Here is an 18,034-nt window from a genome sequence, read left to right as displayed (position 1 = left end):
GGATCGCCGCCAGCCGCAGGTGGTCGGGGGCCGGCGCGTCGGCGAGCGGCGCCAGCCCCGCGCGCAGCCGCGCCGCGATCTCGCGATCCTGCGCCATGCGGGCCTGCGCCTCCGGGCGCTCCGCGAGCCAGGCCTCCACCAGCGCCCGGCGCTCCGCCGGAAGCTCGCCGTCGAGATAGGCGGTCAGGTCGTCCTCGCCCACGGGTCTGTGGCCGTTGGTCACTTCACTCTCCTCAGTCTGGTTTCGCGCGCCGGGCCGGCGAGCTGGCGCAGCCGCGCCCGCCCCCGGCTCAGTCGCGACATCACCGTGCCCACGGGGGTCGCCATGATCTTCGCCGCCTCGCGATAGGAAAACCCTTCGACGCTCACCAGCATCACGGCGCTGCGCTGGTCCTCGGGCAGCATGTCGATCATCGCCAGCGCCTGGCGCAGCTCCAGCGCCGCGTCGGGCGCGCCGCCGCCGACGCCCTCCGCCGTCGAATCCGGGTCGAAGATGCGCAGGCCCCGCGTGTCGCGCCGTCGCCCGCTCAGGAACAGGTTGCGCTGGATCGCGAACAGCCAGGGGCGGACCTCGTTCCCGGCCTTGCGCAGATACCAGCGCGACAGCGCCCGGGCCACGGTGTCCTGCACCAGATCATCGGCCTGATCGCGGTCGCGGCACAGCGCCAGCGCGTAGCGGCGCAGGTCCATGATGCAGCTTTCGATCAGAGCGTTGCGGTCGGTCACGGCGCGGAATCTCCCTTTTTCGCCCCATGGACGCCCGAGCCCGGCGAAGCATTCCACAAAAAACGGAATAATGCCCGCAGATGCGGCGTCCCTTGTTCGGAGCGGGGGTCCGCCCGCCCCGAAACGCAACCGACAAGGAGCCGAGAGACCCATGACGAGATCCATTTTCGCCGCGCTGGCGCTGACCCTGCCGCTGGCCGCCTGCGCCACCGAACCCGCCGCGCCGCCCGCGCCCGGCCTCAGCGTATCGCCCCAGCCCGCCGGGGCGTCGCTGGTGGTGGACGGCGCGACCATGCCCGGCGGCGGCTGGCTGGTGATCCACGCCACCCGCGACGGCAAGCCGGTCGTGCCCGGCTCCATCGGCCACGCGGCGCTGAAGGACGGCGCCAATGGCGGCGTGCGGGTGACGCTCGATGCGCCGACCCGGCCCGGCGACGTGGTGATCGCGATGCTGCATCACGAGGACGGCAAGATCGGCGTCTATGAATTCGGCCCCGGCGCGGTGGCCAACGACAAGCCGGTGATCGTCGACGGCAAGCCGGTGGTGAAGCCGATCAAGATCAAGTGAGGTGATCGCGGGGCGGACGGTTTCGCCCCGCGACGGCTTGTCCGCCGGTCCGGCGGGTGTCAGCATCGGCGTCAGGCCCGGTTCGCGGCGCCTCGCCTTCGCCCAATCCAATTCGCCCCGATCGATTCGTTCGATCCGGTTCGCCGCGTCATTTGGAAAGGAATGCGAAATGCTTCTCGCCAAGACACTGCTAGCGGCCGGCGTCGTCTGCCTCGGGGCCGCGCCGCTCGCCGCCGAATCCCAGCATCCCATGAGCTTCTTCGTCACCAGCAGCGGCATGGGCAACGGCGCCGATCTCGGCGGGCTCGAGGGCGCCGACGCCTATTGCGCCAAGCTGGCCGAGGCCGCCGGGACCAAGGGGCGGGTGTGGCGCGCCTATCTGAGCACCCAGGAGGACGGCAAGCGCGGGATCTCCGCCCGCGACCGGATCGGCGCCGGGCCGTGGCATAACGCGCGCGGCGAACTGATCGCCGTCGATCTCGACCAGCTGCATCTGGGGCCCAATCTGGTCAAGCGCACGGCGCTGGACGAGAACGGCGATATCGTCAACGGGCGCGGCGACCGGCCCAATCGCCATGACATGCTCACCGGAACCAAGGATGACGGCACCGCGTATTTCCCCTGGGAAGAGAAGGACCGCACCTGCAGCAACTGGACAAGCTCCGACGAGGGCGCGGCGCGGCTCGGCCATCACGACCGCCACGGCGGCGGCAATGTTTCCTGGAACTCCGCCCATGATTCGCGCGGCTGCAGTCAGGATGCGCTGAAATCCACCGGCGGCGCCGGGCTGTTCTACTGCTTCGCGGCGGATTGATGAAAGCGGGGGGCGCCGTGGCCGGCGTCCCCCGAAACCGCCCCGACCCCCCCCCGATCCCGTCAGCGGGCGAGGAAATTCAGAATCGCGCTGTTGTAGCCCTGCGGATCCTGAAGCATGGCGAAATGGCTCGTGCCCTCCAGCACGATGTATTTCGCGCCCGGGATCGTGTCCACGAGATGCTGCGTGTGGACCTTGGTGATCGCCTCGTCATGATCGCCGAGCACGATGTCCACCGGCACGTCGATCGCCGCCAGCTGCGCGTCGGTGTAGGCGGGCTGCGTCGCCCACATGTTGGAGATCTGTTCGACGAAGGCGCCGAACTGGTCCGGCGTCGGCGACAGGCGTTCGTATTCCGCCGCCATCTTTTCCACGTATTGGCCGAACACCGCGTCGGTCTCCACCGCCGGATCGACGCCGTCGGTGGTTGAATTGGCGGCGTGGGCGAACAGCCGGGTCAGGCGTTCGGGATGGTTGATGGCGATGTCGAGCCCGATGATGCCGCCGTCGCTCCAGCCCACCAGCGCGACCTTGTCGATCTTCAGGAAATCCAGCAGCGCCAGATAATCCGAGGCCATGAGGCTGTAGCCGAAGGGCTGTTCGTTGCGCGTCGAGCGCCCATGCCCGCGGCTGTCGGCGACGATCACCTTGCGCGAGCCCATCAGCCGCTTGACCTGCGCGCCCCAGACATCGCCATGGCCCAGCCCGCCATGGATCAGCAGCACCGGGTCGCCCTCGCCGTAGACGGCGTAATGCATCTGGATGCCGTTGACCGGGGCCATGCCGCTTTCGCGCGCCTCGGGCATGGGCGGCAGGTCGGGCAGCTCCAGCCAGCGATCGCCGGATTCGGCCTGCGCGGCGGCGCCCGTCAGCGCCGCGACGGCGATGCCGGCGACTGTCTTGAAGATGCGTTTCATCGAATGGTCTCCCTGTTCGGTTTCATGGCGTTCGCGCCGCGTTGTGGCCCGCGCGTCGAACGGAATCCGACCAATCTAGGGAAGTTTCGGCGCAGATACAGCGCCGAATGCGCCTCCGGCGGTCAGCGGTTGCGCAATATCAGCTTCTGCGCCACCGCCACCCCGAGCAGGATCAGCCCCAGCGCGAGCGCAAAACGCCACTCCACCGCCTCGCCCAGCAGCGCCACGCCCAGCAGCACCGCCCAGACCGGCACCAGATAGTTGACCATGCTCAGAAACGGCGGTCCGGCGCGGTTGACCACGCTCACCAGCAGCAGCGTCGCCAGCCCGGTGGGAAACAGCCCCAGATACAGCGCCGCCGCCGCCGCCTCGCCCGACGGGTCGAGGTCGAAGGGCCGCTCGACGATCAGCGCCGCGGGGGTGAGGATCAGCGTCGCCAGGATCAGCGCGGCGGCGCTGAACGACGCCAGCGGCGCCGGCGGGCACAACCGGGTGATCACCATGCCGATCGCATAGCAGCACCCGGCGGCGACGCAGGCAAGCTGCGCGGTCAGCGCCAGCCCGCCGTCGCCGCCGGCCAGCGCGCCCGGCCCGATCAGCACCGCGACGCCGCCGAACCCGATGGCGAAGCCGATCAGCTTGCGGCGGCTCATGGTCTCGCCCGGCACCAGAAGGTGGCTCAGCGGCAGGGTCAGCAACGGCACCGCGCCCATTGTGATGCCGGCGAATCCGGCGCTCACGTATTGCTGACCCCAGCTCAGCAGCGTGAAGGGCAAGGCGTTTGAAAACAGCGCCATGCCGAGGCAATGCAGCCAGATCCGCCGCCCGGTCGGATCGCGCAGCCCCGGCAGCCCGGCGCCCAGCGCGAAGGCCAGCGGCGCCACGAACAGCGCGCCGATGCCGATGCGGATCGCCGCCAGCGTCATCGGCGGAAATCCCGGCAGCGCCAGCTCAACGCCAAGAAACGCCCCGCCCCAGATCAGCGACAACAGCAAAAGCATCGCCCAGTTGAGCGCGGCGGCGGGGGTGGCGGAAACCATGCGGGACAACATCCGGCCCGTCTGTGGCGCCGCGACGGCGAGGTCAAGCGGCGTCGTCGGCGCCGCGCCGGCGGGCGCCCGCGACGCCATGCGGGATTGTCCCCCCTGCGCACCGGCCTATCCTTGGGCTTTCCGATCCGGCCTGACAGTCAAGGGAGGCAAGGATGATCCGTCTCGACCTGCATGAAAAGGAGGGCGTCGCGGTGATCCGCCCCGATGTCCGCACCGGCCTCTCGGCGAAGGATTTCGCCGATCTCGCCGAACGCATCGACAGCCATCTGCGCGATCATGGCGACCTGAAAGGCCTGGTCATCGCCGCGAAGACCTTCCCCGGCTGGGAAGATTTCGCCGCCTTCGCCGCGCATCTGAAATTCATCCGCGATCATCACCGCAAGCTCGCCAGGGTGGCGCTGGTCAGCGACAGCCCTCTCGCCTCCGCCGGTCCGGCGCTGGCCGGGCATTTCGTCGCCGCCGAGATCCGGCATTTCCCCCATGACCAACTGGACGCGGCCCGCGCATGGGCCGGCGCCGACATCCCCCGCGCCGGGCGGTTCCGGGTGCTGGAGGGCTTCGCGCCCAATGTCGCCGCGGTCAGCGCCGAGGGGGTGATCAGCGCCGCCGATTACGAGGAAACCCTGATTCCGCTGCTGCTGGAAAAGATCAAGGCCCATGGCAAGGTCCGGGTGCTTTACTGGTGCGGTCCGGAATTCGAAAGCTACACCGCCGGCGCCATGTGGGACGACGCCAGCTTCGGCATGGCGCATCTCGGCGATTTCGAAAGGCTGGCGCTGGTTTCGGACATCGGCTGGATCCGCCAGGGGGTGAAGCTGTTCGCGGCGCTGATGCCGGCGCCGGTGCGGCTGTTTCACGATGCCGAGATCGAGGAGGCGAAACGCTGGATCGCCGCCGCCTGACGCCGCATCCTGCGCCCGCCGCCGATCCGCGCGGCGCAGGCCGCAGGTCAGCCATGCAGGACAGCCCCCCGCGCCCGCCCATGCCGGCCGAGGTGGCGGCGGCGTTCGCCGCCGCGCCCGATCCCCTGCGCCCGGCCCTGCTGGACCTGCGCCGCCTGATCTTCTCCGCCGCCGCCGGCATCGACGGCGTCGGCCCGCTGACCGAAACGCTGAAATGGGGCGAACCCGCCTATCTGACCGAGGCCAGTCGCGCCGGCAGCACCATCCGCATCGGCTGGGCATCGGGCCAGCCCCCGCCCGCAGATCGCTTCGGGCTGTATGTCAACTGCCGCACGACGCTGCTCGACAGCTATCGCAGGCTGTTTCCCGATCAACTCGTCTACGAGGGCGCGCGGGGGATCATCCTGTCGGCGGCCCGTCCGTCGCCCGAGGCCCCGCTGCTTGCCTGCATCGGGCTCGCCCTCACCTATCATCGCGACAAGCGCCGCGCCCGCTGACCGCCTGCGCGGGCCGAAACGCGACGCGCGAGGCGCGAAAAGCGACATTTTCCCGCTTGACCTCGCCCCCCGACGCGCCCTATCCAGCCGGTGGGCGCGTCGTCGGACAAGGGCGAGCGGCGGCGGGCTCAGCAATCTCGCCCTGACGATGGAGCGCGTCCCATGACGTTCCCCCCCAAGCCGCAGGCTCTGCCTGCGCGCGCCGGATTTTCGTCCGGCCCCTGTCCCAAACATCCCGGCTGGTCGCTTGACGCGGTCGCGGCGAAAGCTCTCCTGGGCCGTTCGCACCGCGCCGCCGCGCCGAAAGCCCAGCTCAAGGCGGCGATCGATCGCACCGCGGCGCTGCTCGGCGTGCCCGAGGAGTACCGCGTCGGCATCGTGCCCGCCTCGGACACCGGCGCGGTGGAGATGGCGCTGTGGTCGCTGCTCGGCCCGCGCCCCGTCGACGTGCTGGTCTGGGAAAGCTTCGGCGCCGGCTGGGCGGGCGACATTCGCGACCAGCTGAAGCTCGACGACCTGCGAGTGCTGAAGGCCGAGTACGGCGCGCTGCCGGATCTCGCCGCGGTGCGCGCCGAGGCCGACGTGGTCTTCGCCTGGAACGGCACCACCTCGGGCGCCCGCGTGCCCGACGCCGACTGGATCGCGGCGGATCGCGAAGGCCTGACCATCTGCGACGCCACCTCGGCGGCGTTCGCGCAGGATCTGGACTGGCGCAAGCTCGACGTCGCCACCTTCTCCTGGCAGAAGGGTCTCGGCGGCGAAGGCGCGCACGGCATGCTGATCCTGTCGCCCCGCGCGGTCGAACGGCTGGAAAGCTTCGCGCCCGACCGCCCGCTGCCGAAAATCTTCCGGCTGACCAAGGGCGGCAAGCTGATCGAGGGGATCTTTCAGGGCGCCACCATCAACACCCCGTCGATGCTCTGCGTCGCCGACTGCATCGACGCGCTGGACTGGGTCGATTCGATCGGCGGCCTGCCCGGCGCCCGCGCCCGCGCCGACGCCAATTTCGCCGCCCTGCAGGGCTGGGCGGACCGGACCGCCTGGATCGCCAACCTGGTCGCCGACCCGGCGCTGCGCTCCAACACCTCGGTCTGCCTGAAAATCGCCGATCCGGCGATCGCGGCGCTGGACGAACCCGATCGGCGCGCCTTCGCAAAACGCCTCGCGGCGCTGCTCGAAACGGAAAACGCCGCCTTTGACATCGGCGGCTATCGCGACGCGCCGCCGGGGCTGCGCATCTGGTGCGGCGCCACGGTGGACACCGCCGATGTCGAGGCCCTGACCCCCTGGCTCGACTGGGCCTTCGAGGTCGCGAAATCCGAACTCGCGCCGGCCTGACACAGGCGAAAACCTTGCTGCGCCGGCCGCGCGCCGCGCTCGCGACCGTCGCGGCGCCGCCGGCCGGCCCCCCCTGGAAATTCTCGCGAAAGACAGTCACATGCCCAAGGTCCTCATCTCCGACAAGCTCAGCGAAGCCGCCGTCGAGATCTTCCGCAACAACGGCGTCGAGGTCGATTTCCTGCCTGATCTGGGCAAGGATCCGGCGAAGCTGGCCGAGATCATCGGCCGCTATGACGGGCTCGCCATCCGCTCCGCCACCAAGGCCACCGCTGAAATCATCGCGCGGGCCGATCGCCTCAAGGTGATCGGGCGCGCCGGCATCGGGGTCGACAACATCGACATCCCCGCCGCCTCGGCGCGCGGCGTCGTGGTGATGAACACGCCCTTCGGCAACTCCATCACCACCGCCGAGCACGCCATCGCCATGCTGTTTTCCTGCGCGCGCCAGATCCCCGCCGCCGACGCCTCCACCCGCGCCGGCAAATGGGAAAAATCCCGCTTCATGGGGGCCGAGATCACCGGCAAGACGCTTGGCGTCATCGGCTGCGGCAATATCGGCGCGGTGGTCGCTGCGCGCGCCATCGGCCTGCGCATGAAGGTGATCGCCCATGACCCGTTCCTCAGCGCCGATCGGGCGCAGGAACTGGGCGTCGAGAAGATCGACGACGTGGAGGACCTGCTCGCCCGCGCCGATTTCGTCACCCTGCACCTGCCAAAGACCGAACGCACCGCCAATCTGCTCGACGCCGGGCGGATCGCGAAAATGAAGCCCGGCGCCCGCCTGATCAACTGCGCGCGCGGCGGGCTGGTGGACGAGGCCGCCGTCGCCGCGGCGCTGAAATCCGGGGCGCTCGCCGGCGCCGCCTTCGACGTCTACGCCGAGGAGCCGGCCAGGGACAACGTGCTGTTCGACGCCCCCAACATCGTCTGCACCCCGCATCTGGGCGCCGCGACCTCCGAGGCCCAGGAAAACGTCGCCCTGCAGGTCGCCGAGCAGATGTCCGACTACCTGATGAAGGGCGCGATCGCCAACGCCATCAACGCCCCCTCCGTCACCGCCGAGGAGGCGCCGATCCTGAAGCCCTGGATCGCGCTGTGCGAGACCCTGGGCGGTTTCGCCGGGCAGGTCACCGACAACCCGATCAAGGAAATCGAGATCGAATACGTGGGCCGGGTCGGCGATCTGAACCTGAAGCCGCTCACCTGCGCCGTCACCGCCGCCATGCTCAAGCCGCTGGTGGGCGAGGGCGGGGTCAACATGGTCTCGGCCCCGATCGTGGCGCGCGAACGCGGCATGCGCATCGCCGAAACCCGCAAGGACGCGCAGGGCGCCTACGGATCCTATGTCAGGCTGGTGGTGACCACCGAGGCGCAGACCCGATCGGTGGCCGGCACGGTGTTTTCCGACGGCAAGCCGCGGGTCATCCAGATCAAGGGCATCGGGCTGGAGGCCTCGCCGCAGCCCTTCATGCTCTACACCGTCAACACCGACACGCCCGGCTACATAGGCGCGCTGGGCGCCAAGCTCGGCGATCTCGAGGTCAACATCGCCACCTTCGCGCTGGGCCGCGCCGAGATGGGCGGCGAGGCGATCGCCCTGCTCGGCGTCGACGGCGCGCTGTCGCCCGCCATGCTGGCCGAGATCGCCGCCCTGCCGCAGGTGCGACAGGCCAAGGCGCTGACCTTCTGACGATCGCGCCCGGCCCGATTCGACCCGGGCCGGGCGCGCGTCGCCGGCCGCAATAGCGGTTGCGAAACCCGGCTCGAAGGCGGAGAACGAGGCTCAACCAAGAGGGCCGCCATGCAGATCCCAGGATTCGCCGTTCTTCTCGCCATCGCCGTGGCGGCGCTGTTTCTGGGCATGATGCGGCAGAGCTTCGCCGCCCGCATACGCGAATTGCGCCACGCGCTGGCGGAATCGCCCGCCCCCGGGTCTCGCCGCCCCGAAACCATCGCGCCCGTGCGGGCGCTGATCGCGCGCGCCGGCGTCGACGCCGCCGCGCCGCTGCGGCTGGCCCGGTTCACCCAGATTTGCGAAATGCGACTGAAACCCGGCGGGCGCTGGCTGCCCATGCGCGCCGAGCAGATCGTCGCCGCCGGGGCGCCGGCCTTCCTGTGGATCGCCGACGGCAGGCTGGCGCCGCTGCTGCCGATCCGGGTCGTCGATGCGCTCGCCAACGGCCAGGGGCTGCTGGAGGCGCGCCTGTTCGCCGGCCTGCCGCTGGCGCGCGAGGATGACGACGACACCGCGGCGGGCGAATTGCTGCGCTACCTCGCCGAACTGCCCTGGGCGCCCGACGCCATGGCCGGCAACCCGGCGCTGCGCTGGCGCGCGGCGGGCGAAAACCGGCTGGAGGTCAGCGCCGACGGCCCCGCCGGCCCGGAGCGCATGATCTTCACGCTGAACGCCGCGGGCGACGTGGTCGCGGCCGAGACCCCGTCTCGTCCGCGCGCCGAGAACGGCCGCATGGCGCGGCGCCCCTGGCGCGCGCGTTTCAGCGACCACGCGATGTTCGGCGGCGCGCTCGGGGCTCCTGAATTCGGCCCCCATCCGCCGCGGCGGCGGCTTCCGCGGCGCGGCGAGGCGGCCTGGTTGCTGAACGGCGGCGAATTCATCTACTGGCGCGGCGAAATCCGCGATTGGGCCGGCCTGAACCGGCTCTAGCGCCCCGTCCCCCCTTGCGCGACGCATTTGCGGTTTGCGCGTTTCGCCCCGGCTGATAGAAGGCGGCGTAATCACCGACGTGAAAGGACTGGCTCATGGCCAACGTGGTTGTGGTCGGCGCCCAGTGGGGCGACGAGGGCAAAGGCAAGCTTGTGGACTGGCTGAGCAAGCGCGCCGACGTGATCGTGCGGTTTCAGGGCGGCCACAACGCCGGGCACACGCTGGTCATCGACGGCGCGGTCTACAAGCTGAGCCTCCTGCCCTCGGGCATCGTGCGCAAGGGCAAGCTGTCGGTGATCGGCAACGGCGTGGTGCTCGACCCCTGGGCGCTGCTGGCGGAAATCGACCGGCTGGCGGCGCAGGGCGTCGCGGTGACGGCGGAGAATCTCGCCATCGCCGAGAACGCGCCGCTGATCCTGCCGGTGCATCGCGACCTCGACCTGATGCGCGAGGAGGCCGCGGGCAAAAGCAGGATCGGCACCACCGGGCGGGGCATCGGCCCGGCCTATGAGGACAAGGTCGGGCGGCGCAGCGTGCGGGTCGCGGACCTCGCCGACGAGGCGACGCTGGAGTCGCGGCTCGACCGCCTGCTCGCCCATCACGACGCCCTGCGCAAGGGGTTGGAGGCGCCGGCGATCGACCGCGCCGAACTGAAGGCGGCGCTGCTGGACGTGGCCCCGAAGATCCTGCCTTTCGCGCAGCCGGTGTGGAAAATACTCAACGAACGCAAGCGCAAGGGCGATCGCATCCTGTTCGAGGGCGCGCAGGGGGCGCTGCTGGACGTGGATTTCGGCACCTACCCCTATGTCACCTCATCCAACACCACGGCGGGCATGGCGGCGACCGGGTCGGGCGTCGGGCCGCGCTCCGTGGATTTCGTGCTCGGCATCGTCAAGGCCTACACGACGCGGGTCGGCGAGGGGCCGTTCCCCACCGAGCTGCACGACGCGGACGGCCGGCGGCTGGGCGAACGCGGCCATGAATTCGGCACCGTCACCGGGCGCCAGCGCCGCTGCGGCTGGTTCGACGCGGTGCTGGTGCGCCAGACCTGCGCCATCGGCGGGGTCACCGGCATCGCGCTGACCAAGCTCGACGTGCTCGACGGGTTCGAGACCATCCGCATCTGCACCGGCTACGAACTGGACGGCGCGGTCATCGACCACCTGCCCACGGCCTCCGACCTGCAGGCCCGCGCCACGCCGGTCTATGAAAGCATGGAGGGCTGGTCCGACAGCACCGAGGGCGCGCGGTCCTGGGCCGAACTGCCCGCGGCGGCGATCAAATACGTGCGCCGGATCGAGGAGCTGATCGGCTGCCCGGTGGCGCTGGTGTCCACCAGCCCGGAGCGGGACGACACGATCCTCGTGACCGACCCGTTCGTGGATTGAGGAGGCGAGAGCCATGGCGCTGAGCTATGTTGCGAAGCGGCGATTGTCGATTCTGCTTCTGGTTGTATGGCTGCCGCTCTACGTGATTGGGGCGGTCACGGTCATAGGTCTTTTCGACCGTCCCCACATTTTGGTCGAAATTGCAGTTTACATCATCATGGGAGTGATTTGGGTGCTGCCGTTTCGGCGGATCTTCTCTGGAATCGGTCAGGCGGACCCGCTTGCGGATGCCCAGGCCGGGCCGGAAGCCGGGCGCAATCAGGATGTTGGCTGTGGGGGCCATAATCATGCCGGGCCTGACAAGGACGATCCTGCGGACTGAACCGACGACGCTGCGAATCGCCGGCGCCGACGGCGTCAACCGGTTGACGCGGCTGCGGTTCTCGGACGGAACGGTGAATTTCGCCTTGCGGGGGGAGGGTGAGGTTCCGAAGCGCCACGGGTGTGTGTGGGATGTGCCTGACGCTGGTCCATTGAGGTTGGACCAAGCGAAAAGCTGGGGGTGTGCAACGCCCCGGAACCTCTTTTTCGGGGTTGGGGGACCCCGAAACTTCTAATCCGCCGGTCTGGGAACGGGAAGCAAACCCAACCCCGGCCGACTATGGACGCAACCGCTACTCATCGTCCCTGGTACGCAAAAGTCTGGTGCGAAAACAGTCGCTTTGAGCGACCATTGGACGCTATGCCACAATTTGTTACACCTTCTGGCTGAATGTGCAACGGTAATTTTGTTCAGAAATTGTTCAAAGATGCGCATGTCATTCCGCAACATGAACGGCCGATTCGTTCAGCCTGCATTCAATAAGCAATGCGGAGTTGTATACCCTCACGTATTTGGGTTAAGCTTCGGTGACTGCGTGTGATTTCTGCCCGGCGTACAGGTGCAGAAGAAATTTCGGAGGATCTGATGCGCGTATTGGTTGTAGAAGACGAAGCTGTTCTGGCGTCGCAAATGCAACGCGCTCTCGAACGCGAAGGCCGTGTGGTCGACATCGCGGGCGACGGCGAAGAAGGCGGGTTTCTCGGGTCCACCGAACCCTATGACGCCATCGTTCTGGATCTGGGGCTGCCCAAGAAGGACGGCCACTCGGTCCTGCGCGACTGGCGCGACAGCGGCGTCAAGGCGCCGGTGCTGATCCTGACCGCCCGCAACAGCTGGCGCGACAAGGTCGAAGGGCTGGACAGCGGCGCCGACGACTATCTCACCAAGCCGTTTCAGATGGACGAACTGCTGGCGCGGCTCCGGGCGCTGATCCGCCGGTCCTCGGGGCAGGCGAACCCGGTCTTCCGCCAGGGCGGGCTGGAATTCGACACCCGGTCCGGCCGGGTGACCATGCATGGCGTCTCGGTGCAGCTGACCGCGCAGGAAACCAACGTGCTGGGCTACCTGATCGCGCATCGCGACAAGGTGGTGTCGCGCACCGAGCTGTCAGAGCATGTCTACGGCTATGACACCGAACGCGACAGCAACACCATCGAGGTGTTCATCGGGCGTCTGCGCCGCAAGCTGGGCGCCAAGATCATCGTCACCATCAGGGGCCGTGGATACCAGTTCGACGGAACCTGATTGTTGATCAATCTGTCGCTGCGGGCGCGGGCCGTTCTTGGCGGTCTCGTCTGGATACTGTTCGCCGTGGGGCTGAGCGGCTACGTGCTGGTTTCCGCCTTCGACGACATTTCCAGGCGGGCCTTCGACCGCAAGCTGCAATCCCGGCTCAATCAGATGGAGACGCTGATCCGTTCCGGCGCGCTGGACCAGGGCGAACAGTCCAGTTCTGATTCACAGCCCCACCAGCCCACCGGCGCCGGAGATTACTGGCAGATATCGACCCCGGACGGGCGGTTGCTGCGCTCGCCCTCGCTGGGCGACGAGACCCTGCCCCTGATCAAGAACCTCAAGCGCGAGGCGGCGTTTCTGGCGCGCGCCCCCGAGGGCTACCGCCTGAAGGTGCTCGTGCGCCCGGTGAAGATCGAGCCGGGCGCCGAACATGCCGGCAGCTGGCGCATCTACGCCGCCGAGGCGCTGGTGACCCTGTCCCGCGACAAGCTGGAATTCCGCCGCAACCTGTTCGGGGCGCTGATCGGGCTGGGGGCCTCGCTGATCCTGGCCGGCGCGGCGCAGACCGGCATGGCGCTGCGCCCGCTGACCACGCTGCGCGCCGCGTTCTGGGACTACCGCACCGGCGACGCGGACCGGGTCGAGGGCAGCTACCCCTCGGATATCGAACCGCTGGTGGACGACCTCAACGACCTTTTGCAGCGCAACACCCAGATCATCAGCCGGGCGCGGCGGCAGGCGGCGGATCTCGCCCATGCGCTCAAGACCCCCGCCGCGATCCTGCGCAACGAACTCGAGACCATGGAGAACCCGTCGCCGGAGATGCGCAACGCGCTGGACCGCATCGAATCCCTGATGACCCGCTACACCGCGCGCGCCCGGCTCGCCGGCGCCAACGCGCCCGGCGCCTCGGCCGACATCGCGCCGCTGGCCAGGGGGCTGGGGCGGGTGATGTCGCGCATCTACGCGGATCGCGAAATCGAGTTCACCGTGGACATCCCCGACGGGCTGCGCGTGCGCGCCGAGGAAGAGGACATCGAGGAGCTGCTCGGCAATTTCATCGACAACGCCCATAAATGGGCGGTGAGCCAGGTGCGGGTCTCGGCCCGCGCCGTCGGCGACCGCGCCCGGATCCAGGTCGAGGATGACGGCCCCGGCATCCCCGAGGACCAGCGCGCCGACGCCCTGCGCGTGGGCGGGCGGCTTGACGAAACCACGCCTGGCACCGGGCTCGGTCTGGCCATCGCCACCGACATCGTCGAGGCCTATGGCGGGCGGCTGGATCTCGATCGCTCGCCGCTTGGCGGGTTGATGGTGCGCGTGGAATTGCCGCTGGCCCGGCTGTAGTTTGCTGATTTGACGCGACCTCCCGCAGGACCGCTTGGGCGCGCGGCGCCGCACGGCCAAGCGGTCTTGCGCGGCGCGCGACGGTCTGCGACGGTCCCGGCATGATCGCCAACCGCCATTCCCAGCCCGGGACATCCCGTGTCGCCGACCCGCGGCCCGCGCCGGCGGCAGCGGATCCCGCGACGCTGTCCGAGGCGATCGCCACGGCGCTGGCGACGCTCGGGGGCCAGTGCGGCGAAGACGCCGCCGACGCGTCCGACCACAGGCCCGGCCCCCGCGCCAACGCCCGCAAATCCACCGCAAACCCCGCCGGATCCGGCGGCGAGCGCCTGCTGGTCTGGTCCGTGGTGGTGACCATGTTCGGCGATGCGGCGATCCCGCGCGGCGGGGTCATGCGCCTGAGCGCGCTGCAGGAGGTCACCGACCGTCTGGGGCTGGAGCCGGGCGCCCTGCGCACCGCCATGTCGCGGCTGGCGCGCGACGGCTGGCTGATCCGCGAACGCCGGGGCCGGGCCAGCTACTACGCCTTCACCCCCGAGAAGCGCGCCGAGCTGGACATCGCCTCGCGACGCATCTACGCCGCCGGCCCGCCGCGCTGGCAGGGCGGCTGGATCACCCTGATCCTGCATGACCGCGCCCGCAACGAGGCGCGGGCGCGCGGCCTCGCCGCCTGCGGCTTCGGGCGGGTGGCGGCCGAGGTCTGGATGCGACCGGCCACCGACGCGCCGCTTGACGGCTTTTGCGACGGCGGCATCGAGGCGGCGCTGACCGAACACGCCTCGGTGCTTGAAACGCCGCCGGGCGGCGCCCGCATCGCCCCGGCGCTGATCGCCCGGTTCTGGCCCGCCGCGGCCGCCGCGCGCCGCCTCGATGACCTGATCGCGCTGGCCGGGGTGCTGGAACGCGGGCTGCGCCGCGACCCGGCGCCCTCGCCGCTGGACGCCATGGCCGCGCGCTGCCTGCTGATCCACCAGTGGCGGCGCGCGGTGCTGCGCGACCCGGACCTGCCGCTGGCGCTGCGCCCCGCCGACTGGCCGGGCGAGACCGCCCGCGCGCTGGTGCGCGATCTCTACTGGCGGCTGGTCCCGGCCTCCGAGGCCTGGCTCGACCTCCATGCGGATCACGGCGATTTCAGCGCCCATGCGCCTGCGGGCGAGGGGCTGAGCCAACGCTTCGGCGGCCCGCCGGACCGCCCATGACGCCAGACCAGGACCAATGCAAGGAACGCCCATGACCGGCCCCAACCCCAAGCCCGGCCCGCTCGCCGGCCTGCGCGTGCTCGACCTCACCCGGGTGCTGGCAGGGCCGTGGTGCACGCAGATCCTCGCCGATCTCGGCGCCGAGGTGATCAAGGTGGAAAACCCCGAGGGCGGCGACGACACCCGCCACTGGGGCCCGCCCTGGCTGAAGGACGCATCGGGCGCAGAGACCGGCGAGGCCGCCTATTTCCTCTCGGCCAACCGCAACAAGCGCTCGATCGCCCTGAACATGAAGACCGATTCGGGCAAGCAGGTGGTCCGCGATCTGGCGGCGCGCGCCGACATCTTCGTGGAAAACTTCAAGGTCGGCGGGCTGAAGAAACTCGGGCTCGACTACGCCAGCCTGGGGGCGCTGAATCCGCGGCTGATCTACTGCTCGATCACCGGTTTCGGCCAGACCGGCCCCATGGCCAGCCAACCCGGCTACGACTACCTGATCCAGGCGCTGGGCGGGCTGATGAGCATCACCGGCCAGCCCGACGGCGAACCGGGCGCCGGGCCGCAGCGCGTGGGGCTGGCGATCAGCGACCTGACCACCGGCATGTATGCGACCATCGGCATCCTGGCGGCGCTCAACCAGCGCCACGCCACCGGGCGCGGCCAGCATATCGACCTGGCGCTGCTCGACACCCAGGTGGGGTGGCTGGCCAATCAGGCGATGAACTGGTTCATCGGCGGCACGCCGCCGACCCGCACCGGCGCATGGCATCCCAACCTCGCCCCCTACCAGCCCTTTGCGGCCAGTGACGGCCAGATCATCATCGCCGTGGGCAACAATCGCCAGTTCCGCGCGCTGATGGGGTTTCTCGGCCGCGCGGACATGGCCGACGATCCGCGTTACGCCACGGTCAGCGCCCGCAACGCCAACCGCGCCGCGCTGGCCGAGGCGATCGCCGCAAAGATCGCCGAACGCCCCCGCGCCCACTGGCTGGCGGCGCTGCCGAAAGCCGGGGTGCCATGTTCCGGCCTCAACGCCATTGACCAGACGTTCGAGGAACCCCAGGTGCTGGCGCGGGGCATGAAGATCGAAACCCCGCACCCGCTGGCCGGATCGATCCCCGGCGTCGGCAATCCGCTGAATTTTTCCGACGCCGACATTCGCTACGACAGCGCGGCGCCCCTGCTGGGCCAGCACACCGAAGAGGTGCTGGCCGATGCTCTGGACCTGAGCGAGGACGCCATCGCCGCGTTGCGCCGCGACGGCGCCATCTGATCCCGGCGCCGCGCGCTTTCGCCCCGACTCAGCACCCGACTCAGCGCCCGACTCGGCGCCCGGCTTCGCCGGATGCCGGATGCCGGGGCGACTCGCGCCCGCGGGCTCTCGGCTGTCGCGGAACGCGCGCGGGCGCGGCGCCTTGTGACTGCGGTCTTCGCAAATGGAATGCCCGCTCGGCGGGCGCCGGCTGGTTGCGCGGGCGTTGGGATCAGTCCTCGAGATAGACGAAGGCGCAGGTTGCGGTGGCGGCGAGCTTGCCGCCGCTCGCGGCGCGAAACTCGGCCCGCGTCGTGGCCATGCGGCGGCCGTTGGTCAGCGCGCTCACCCGGATCTCCACGTCTCCGACGAATAGCGGGCGCAGGAAATGCGCGGTGATGTCCACTGTGGTGCAGTTGCGGAATCGCCCGTTCAGCGCGCTCAGCGCCAGCACCGAGGCGGTGTCCGCGGCGGCGCCGATCGCCTGGCCGCAGACCACCGCCGGCGCGCCGGCGCCCCCGCGCGCCAGCCGCGGGTTGGCGGGCAGCGCGAAGACCGCGCCGTCGGGCAGGATCTCCGTCGCCCGCAGCCCCAGATCCTGCACCCATGGCGCGAACACCTCGCCCAGCAGCGCCTGCATTTCCGTCAGCCCGAACTCCGCATCCATTTTCCGCTCCATGGATATGTTACACATCAAAGTTGAAAATCGAAATCATGTCACATATAAGTCTGCTACACCTGCCGGGATGCGGCAAGCGGCTGATTTCGGGCTTGGGCCCAGACGCGGAGGACGAGCATGTATTCTCAGGGATTGATCGGCGCGGACGGCGCCACCGACGAGGATGAGGCGTTCCTCGCCCGGTTCCAGGCGCGAATCGACGCCGAGGAGAAGATCGAGCCCAATGACGAGATGCCCGAGGGCTACCGGCGCACGCTGATCCGCCAGATCGGCCAGCACGCCCATTCCGAGATCGTCGGCATGCTGCCCGAGGGCAACTGGATCACCCGCGCGCCGAGTCTGCGGCGCAAGGCGGCGCTGCTGGCCAAGGTGCAGGACGAGGGCGGGCATGGGCTCTACCTTTACGCCGCCGCCGAAACCCTTGGCGTCAGCCGCGACCAGATGACCGAGGAATTGCTGGACGGGCGGGCGAAATACTCCTCGATCTTCAACTATCCGACGCTGACCTGGGCCGACATGGGCGCGGTGGGCTGGCTGGTGGACGGCGCCGCGATCATGAACCAGATCCCGCTCTGCCGCTGTTCCTACGGGCCGTATTCGCGGGCCATGATCCGGGTCTGCAAGGAAGAAAGCTTCCATCAGCGCCAAGGCTACGAATTGCTGCTGACCCTGTGCCGGGGCACCGCGGCGCAAAAGGCCATGGCGCAGGATTCGCTTGATCGCCTTTGGTGGCCGGCGCTGATGATGTTCGGCCCGCATGACAGCGAAAGCGCCCATGGCGAGCAGTCGATGAAGTGGAAGATCAAGCGGTTCTCCAATGACGAGCTGCGCCAGAAATTCATCGACGCCACCGTGCCGCAGGCCGAATATCTCGGGCTGACGATCCCGGATCCCGACCTGAAATGGAACCCGGAGAAGAACGGCGGCAAGGGCGGCTACGACCACGGCGACATCGACTGGGATGAATTCTGGCGCGTGGTGAAAGGCGGCGGCCCCATGAATCGCGACCGCATCAAGGCCCGGCGCAAGGCCTGGGACGAGGGCGCCTGGGTGCGCGAGGCGGCGTTGGCCCATGCCGAGAAACGCCGCGCGCGCAAGGCCGCCGCGCGGCAGGCGGCGGAGTGACGGC

Annotated in this window: 19 protein-coding genes; 14 read left to right on the top strand and 5 right to left on the bottom strand. The window is 69.4% G+C overall.

Annotation, left to right across the window (positions count from 1 at the left end; all coding sequences use genetic code 11):
- Together AC1HC7_RS14210 and AC1HC7_RS14205 are read right to left on the bottom strand one after the other, a co-directional pair.
- On the bottom strand, positions 1-223 hold a 223-nt coding region (locus tag AC1HC7_RS14210; protein ID WP_479499141.1), incomplete at its 3' end, for an anti-sigma factor family protein.
- On the bottom strand, positions 220-726 hold the full coding sequence (locus tag AC1HC7_RS14205) for an RNA polymerase sigma factor (RefSeq protein ID WP_479499140.1): 507 nt from the start codon (positions 724-726) through the stop codon (positions 220-222). The genes AC1HC7_RS14205 and AC1HC7_RS14210, both read right to left, overlap by 4 nt.
- A gap of 151 nt (positions 727-877) precedes the next feature.
- Between AC1HC7_RS14205 and AC1HC7_RS14200 the strand changes: the two genes are divergently transcribed.
- Both AC1HC7_RS14200 and AC1HC7_RS14195 read left to right on the top strand, forming a co-directional pair.
- Positions 878-1,294, top strand: coding sequence for a DUF7282 domain-containing protein (locus tag AC1HC7_RS14200; protein ID WP_479497380.1), 417 nt, complete (start codon positions 878-880; stop codon positions 1,292-1,294).
- A gap of 169 nt (positions 1,295-1,463) precedes the next feature.
- Positions 1,464-2,108, top strand: a complete 645-nt coding sequence (locus AC1HC7_RS14195) for a hypothetical protein (RefSeq protein WP_479497381.1) — start codon at positions 1,464-1,466, stop codon at positions 2,106-2,108.
- 62 nt (positions 2,109-2,170) lie between these two features.
- Here AC1HC7_RS14195 and AC1HC7_RS14190 read toward each other — a convergent pair whose 3' ends face one another.
- Both AC1HC7_RS14190 and AC1HC7_RS14185 read right to left on the bottom strand, forming a co-directional pair.
- Entirely contained in the window at positions 2,171-3,025 is an 855-nt protein-coding gene (locus AC1HC7_RS14190) for an alpha/beta fold hydrolase (protein WP_479497382.1), read from the bottom strand.
- Positions 3,026-3,147: 122 nt separating this feature from the next.
- Positions 3,148-4,065 (bottom strand): DMT family transporter, encoded by a 918-nt coding sequence (locus AC1HC7_RS14185; protein WP_479497383.1) that lies wholly within the window; start codon positions 4,063-4,065, stop codon positions 3,148-3,150.
- 164 nt (positions 4,066-4,229) lie between these two features.
- Between AC1HC7_RS14185 and AC1HC7_RS14180 the strand changes: the two genes are divergently transcribed.
- From AC1HC7_RS14180 to AC1HC7_RS14130, 11 genes are all read left to right on the top strand, one after another.
- A complete protein-coding gene (locus tag AC1HC7_RS14180; protein ID WP_479497384.1) occupies positions 4,230-4,979 on the top strand; it encodes a SpoIIAA family protein in 750 nt (249 codons plus the stop codon).
- Between the two features lie 53 nt (positions 4,980-5,032).
- Entirely contained in the window at positions 5,033-5,476 is a 444-nt protein-coding gene (locus AC1HC7_RS14175; RefSeq protein ID WP_479497385.1) for a DUF1801 domain-containing protein, read from the top strand.
- Between the two features lie 162 nt (positions 5,477-5,638).
- Positions 5,639-6,814, top strand: coding sequence for a phosphoserine transaminase (locus AC1HC7_RS14170; RefSeq protein WP_479497386.1), 1,176 nt, complete (start codon positions 5,639-5,641; stop codon positions 6,812-6,814).
- A gap of 100 nt (positions 6,815-6,914) precedes the next feature.
- Entirely contained in the window at positions 6,915-8,507 is a 1,593-nt protein-coding gene (serA, locus tag AC1HC7_RS14165) for a phosphoglycerate dehydrogenase (protein ID WP_479497387.1), read from the top strand.
- A 111-nt stretch (positions 8,508-8,618) separates the two neighbouring features.
- A complete protein-coding gene (locus AC1HC7_RS14160) occupies positions 8,619-9,482 on the top strand; it encodes a DUF6544 family protein (protein ID WP_479497388.1) in 864 nt (287 codons plus the stop codon).
- 95 nt (positions 9,483-9,577) lie between these two features.
- A complete protein-coding gene (locus AC1HC7_RS14155) occupies positions 9,578-10,870 on the top strand; it encodes an adenylosuccinate synthase (protein WP_479497389.1) in 1,293 nt (430 codons plus the stop codon).
- A 13-nt stretch (positions 10,871-10,883) separates the two neighbouring features.
- Positions 10,884-11,192, top strand: coding sequence for a DUF2842 domain-containing protein (locus tag AC1HC7_RS14150; RefSeq protein ID WP_479497390.1), 309 nt, complete (start codon positions 10,884-10,886; stop codon positions 11,190-11,192).
- 585 nt (positions 11,193-11,777) lie between these two features.
- A complete protein-coding gene (locus tag AC1HC7_RS14145) occupies positions 11,778-12,437 on the top strand; it encodes a response regulator transcription factor (protein ID WP_479497391.1) in 660 nt (219 codons plus the stop codon).
- Positions 12,438-13,775 carry a sensor histidine kinase gene (locus AC1HC7_RS14140; protein WP_479499139.1) on the top strand — a complete coding sequence of 446 codons (1,338 nt, stop codon included), beginning with the start codon at positions 12,438-12,440 and terminating at the stop codon, positions 13,773-13,775.
- Positions 13,776-13,876: 101 nt separating this feature from the next.
- The gene (locus AC1HC7_RS14135) at positions 13,877-14,974 is read left to right on the top strand and encodes a PaaX family transcriptional regulator (RefSeq protein ID WP_479497393.1); all 1,098 of its coding nucleotides are present in this window, start codon (positions 13,877-13,879) and stop codon (positions 14,972-14,974) included.
- 31 nt (positions 14,975-15,005) lie between these two features.
- Complete coding sequence (locus tag AC1HC7_RS14130) at positions 15,006-16,247, top strand: CaiB/BaiF CoA transferase family protein (protein ID WP_479497394.1); 1,242 nt, start codon at positions 15,006-15,008, stop codon at positions 16,245-16,247.
- Between the two features lie 211 nt (positions 16,248-16,458).
- Here the strand turns inward: AC1HC7_RS14130 and AC1HC7_RS14125 are convergent, their stop codons facing one another.
- Positions 16,459-16,893 (bottom strand): PaaI family thioesterase, encoded by a 435-nt coding sequence (locus tag AC1HC7_RS14125; RefSeq protein ID WP_479497395.1) that lies wholly within the window; start codon positions 16,891-16,893, stop codon positions 16,459-16,461.
- A 129-nt stretch (positions 16,894-17,022) separates the two neighbouring features.
- Here AC1HC7_RS14125 and paaA point away from each other — a divergent pair, with 129 nt between their 5' ends.
- On the top strand, positions 17,023-18,030 hold the full coding sequence (gene paaA, locus AC1HC7_RS14120; protein ID WP_479497396.1) for a 1,2-phenylacetyl-CoA epoxidase subunit PaaA: 1,008 nt from the start codon (positions 17,023-17,025) through the stop codon (positions 18,028-18,030).
- Positions 18,031-18,034 lie beyond the last annotated feature (4 nt).

It is taken from the genome of Oceanicella sp. (assembly GCF_056449545.1).
Note: the sequence above shows the minus strand (reverse complement) of the source record. Positions and strands in the feature narration are given on the sequence as shown.

Bases quoted from the DNA above. Each gene is read 5' to 3' on its own strand.
- AC1HC7_RS14200 (WP_479497380.1), top strand. From the start codon at position 878: ATGACGAGATCCATTTTCGCCGCGCTGGCGCTGACCCTGCCGCTGGCC.
- AC1HC7_RS14195 (WP_479497381.1), top strand. From the start codon at position 1,464: ATGCTTCTCGCCAAGACACTGCTAGCGGCCGGCGTCGTCTGCCTCGGG.
- AC1HC7_RS14190 (WP_479497382.1), bottom strand. From the start codon at position 3,025: ATGAAACGCATCTTCAAGACAGTCGCCGGCATCGCCGTCGCGGCGCTG.
- AC1HC7_RS14185 (WP_479497383.1), bottom strand. From the start codon at position 4,065: ATGGTTTCCGCCACCCCCGCCGCCGCGCTCAACTGGGCGATGCTTTTG.
- AC1HC7_RS14180 (WP_479497384.1), top strand. From the start codon at position 4,230: ATGATCCGTCTCGACCTGCATGAAAAGGAGGGCGTCGCGGTGATCCGC.
- AC1HC7_RS14175 (WP_479497385.1), top strand. From the start codon at position 5,033: ATGCAGGACAGCCCCCCGCGCCCGCCCATGCCGGCCGAGGTGGCGGCG.
- AC1HC7_RS14170 (WP_479497386.1), top strand. From the start codon at position 5,639: ATGACGTTCCCCCCCAAGCCGCAGGCTCTGCCTGCGCGCGCCGGATTT.
- serA (WP_479497387.1), top strand. From the start codon at position 6,915: ATGCCCAAGGTCCTCATCTCCGACAAGCTCAGCGAAGCCGCCGTCGAG.
- AC1HC7_RS14160 (WP_479497388.1), top strand. From the start codon at position 8,619: ATGCAGATCCCAGGATTCGCCGTTCTTCTCGCCATCGCCGTGGCGGCG.
- AC1HC7_RS14155 (WP_479497389.1), top strand. From the start codon at position 9,578: ATGGCCAACGTGGTTGTGGTCGGCGCCCAGTGGGGCGACGAGGGCAAA.
- AC1HC7_RS14150 (WP_479497390.1), top strand. From the start codon at position 10,884: ATGGCGCTGAGCTATGTTGCGAAGCGGCGATTGTCGATTCTGCTTCTG.
- AC1HC7_RS14145 (WP_479497391.1), top strand. From the start codon at position 11,778: ATGCGCGTATTGGTTGTAGAAGACGAAGCTGTTCTGGCGTCGCAAATG.
- AC1HC7_RS14135 (WP_479497393.1), top strand. From the start codon at position 13,877: ATGATCGCCAACCGCCATTCCCAGCCCGGGACATCCCGTGTCGCCGAC.
- AC1HC7_RS14130 (WP_479497394.1), top strand. From the start codon at position 15,006: ATGACCGGCCCCAACCCCAAGCCCGGCCCGCTCGCCGGCCTGCGCGTG.
- AC1HC7_RS14125 (WP_479497395.1), bottom strand. From the start codon at position 16,893: ATGGATGCGGAGTTCGGGCTGACGGAAATGCAGGCGCTGCTGGGCGAG.
- paaA (WP_479497396.1), top strand. From the start codon at position 17,023: ATGTATTCTCAGGGATTGATCGGCGCGGACGGCGCCACCGACGAGGAT.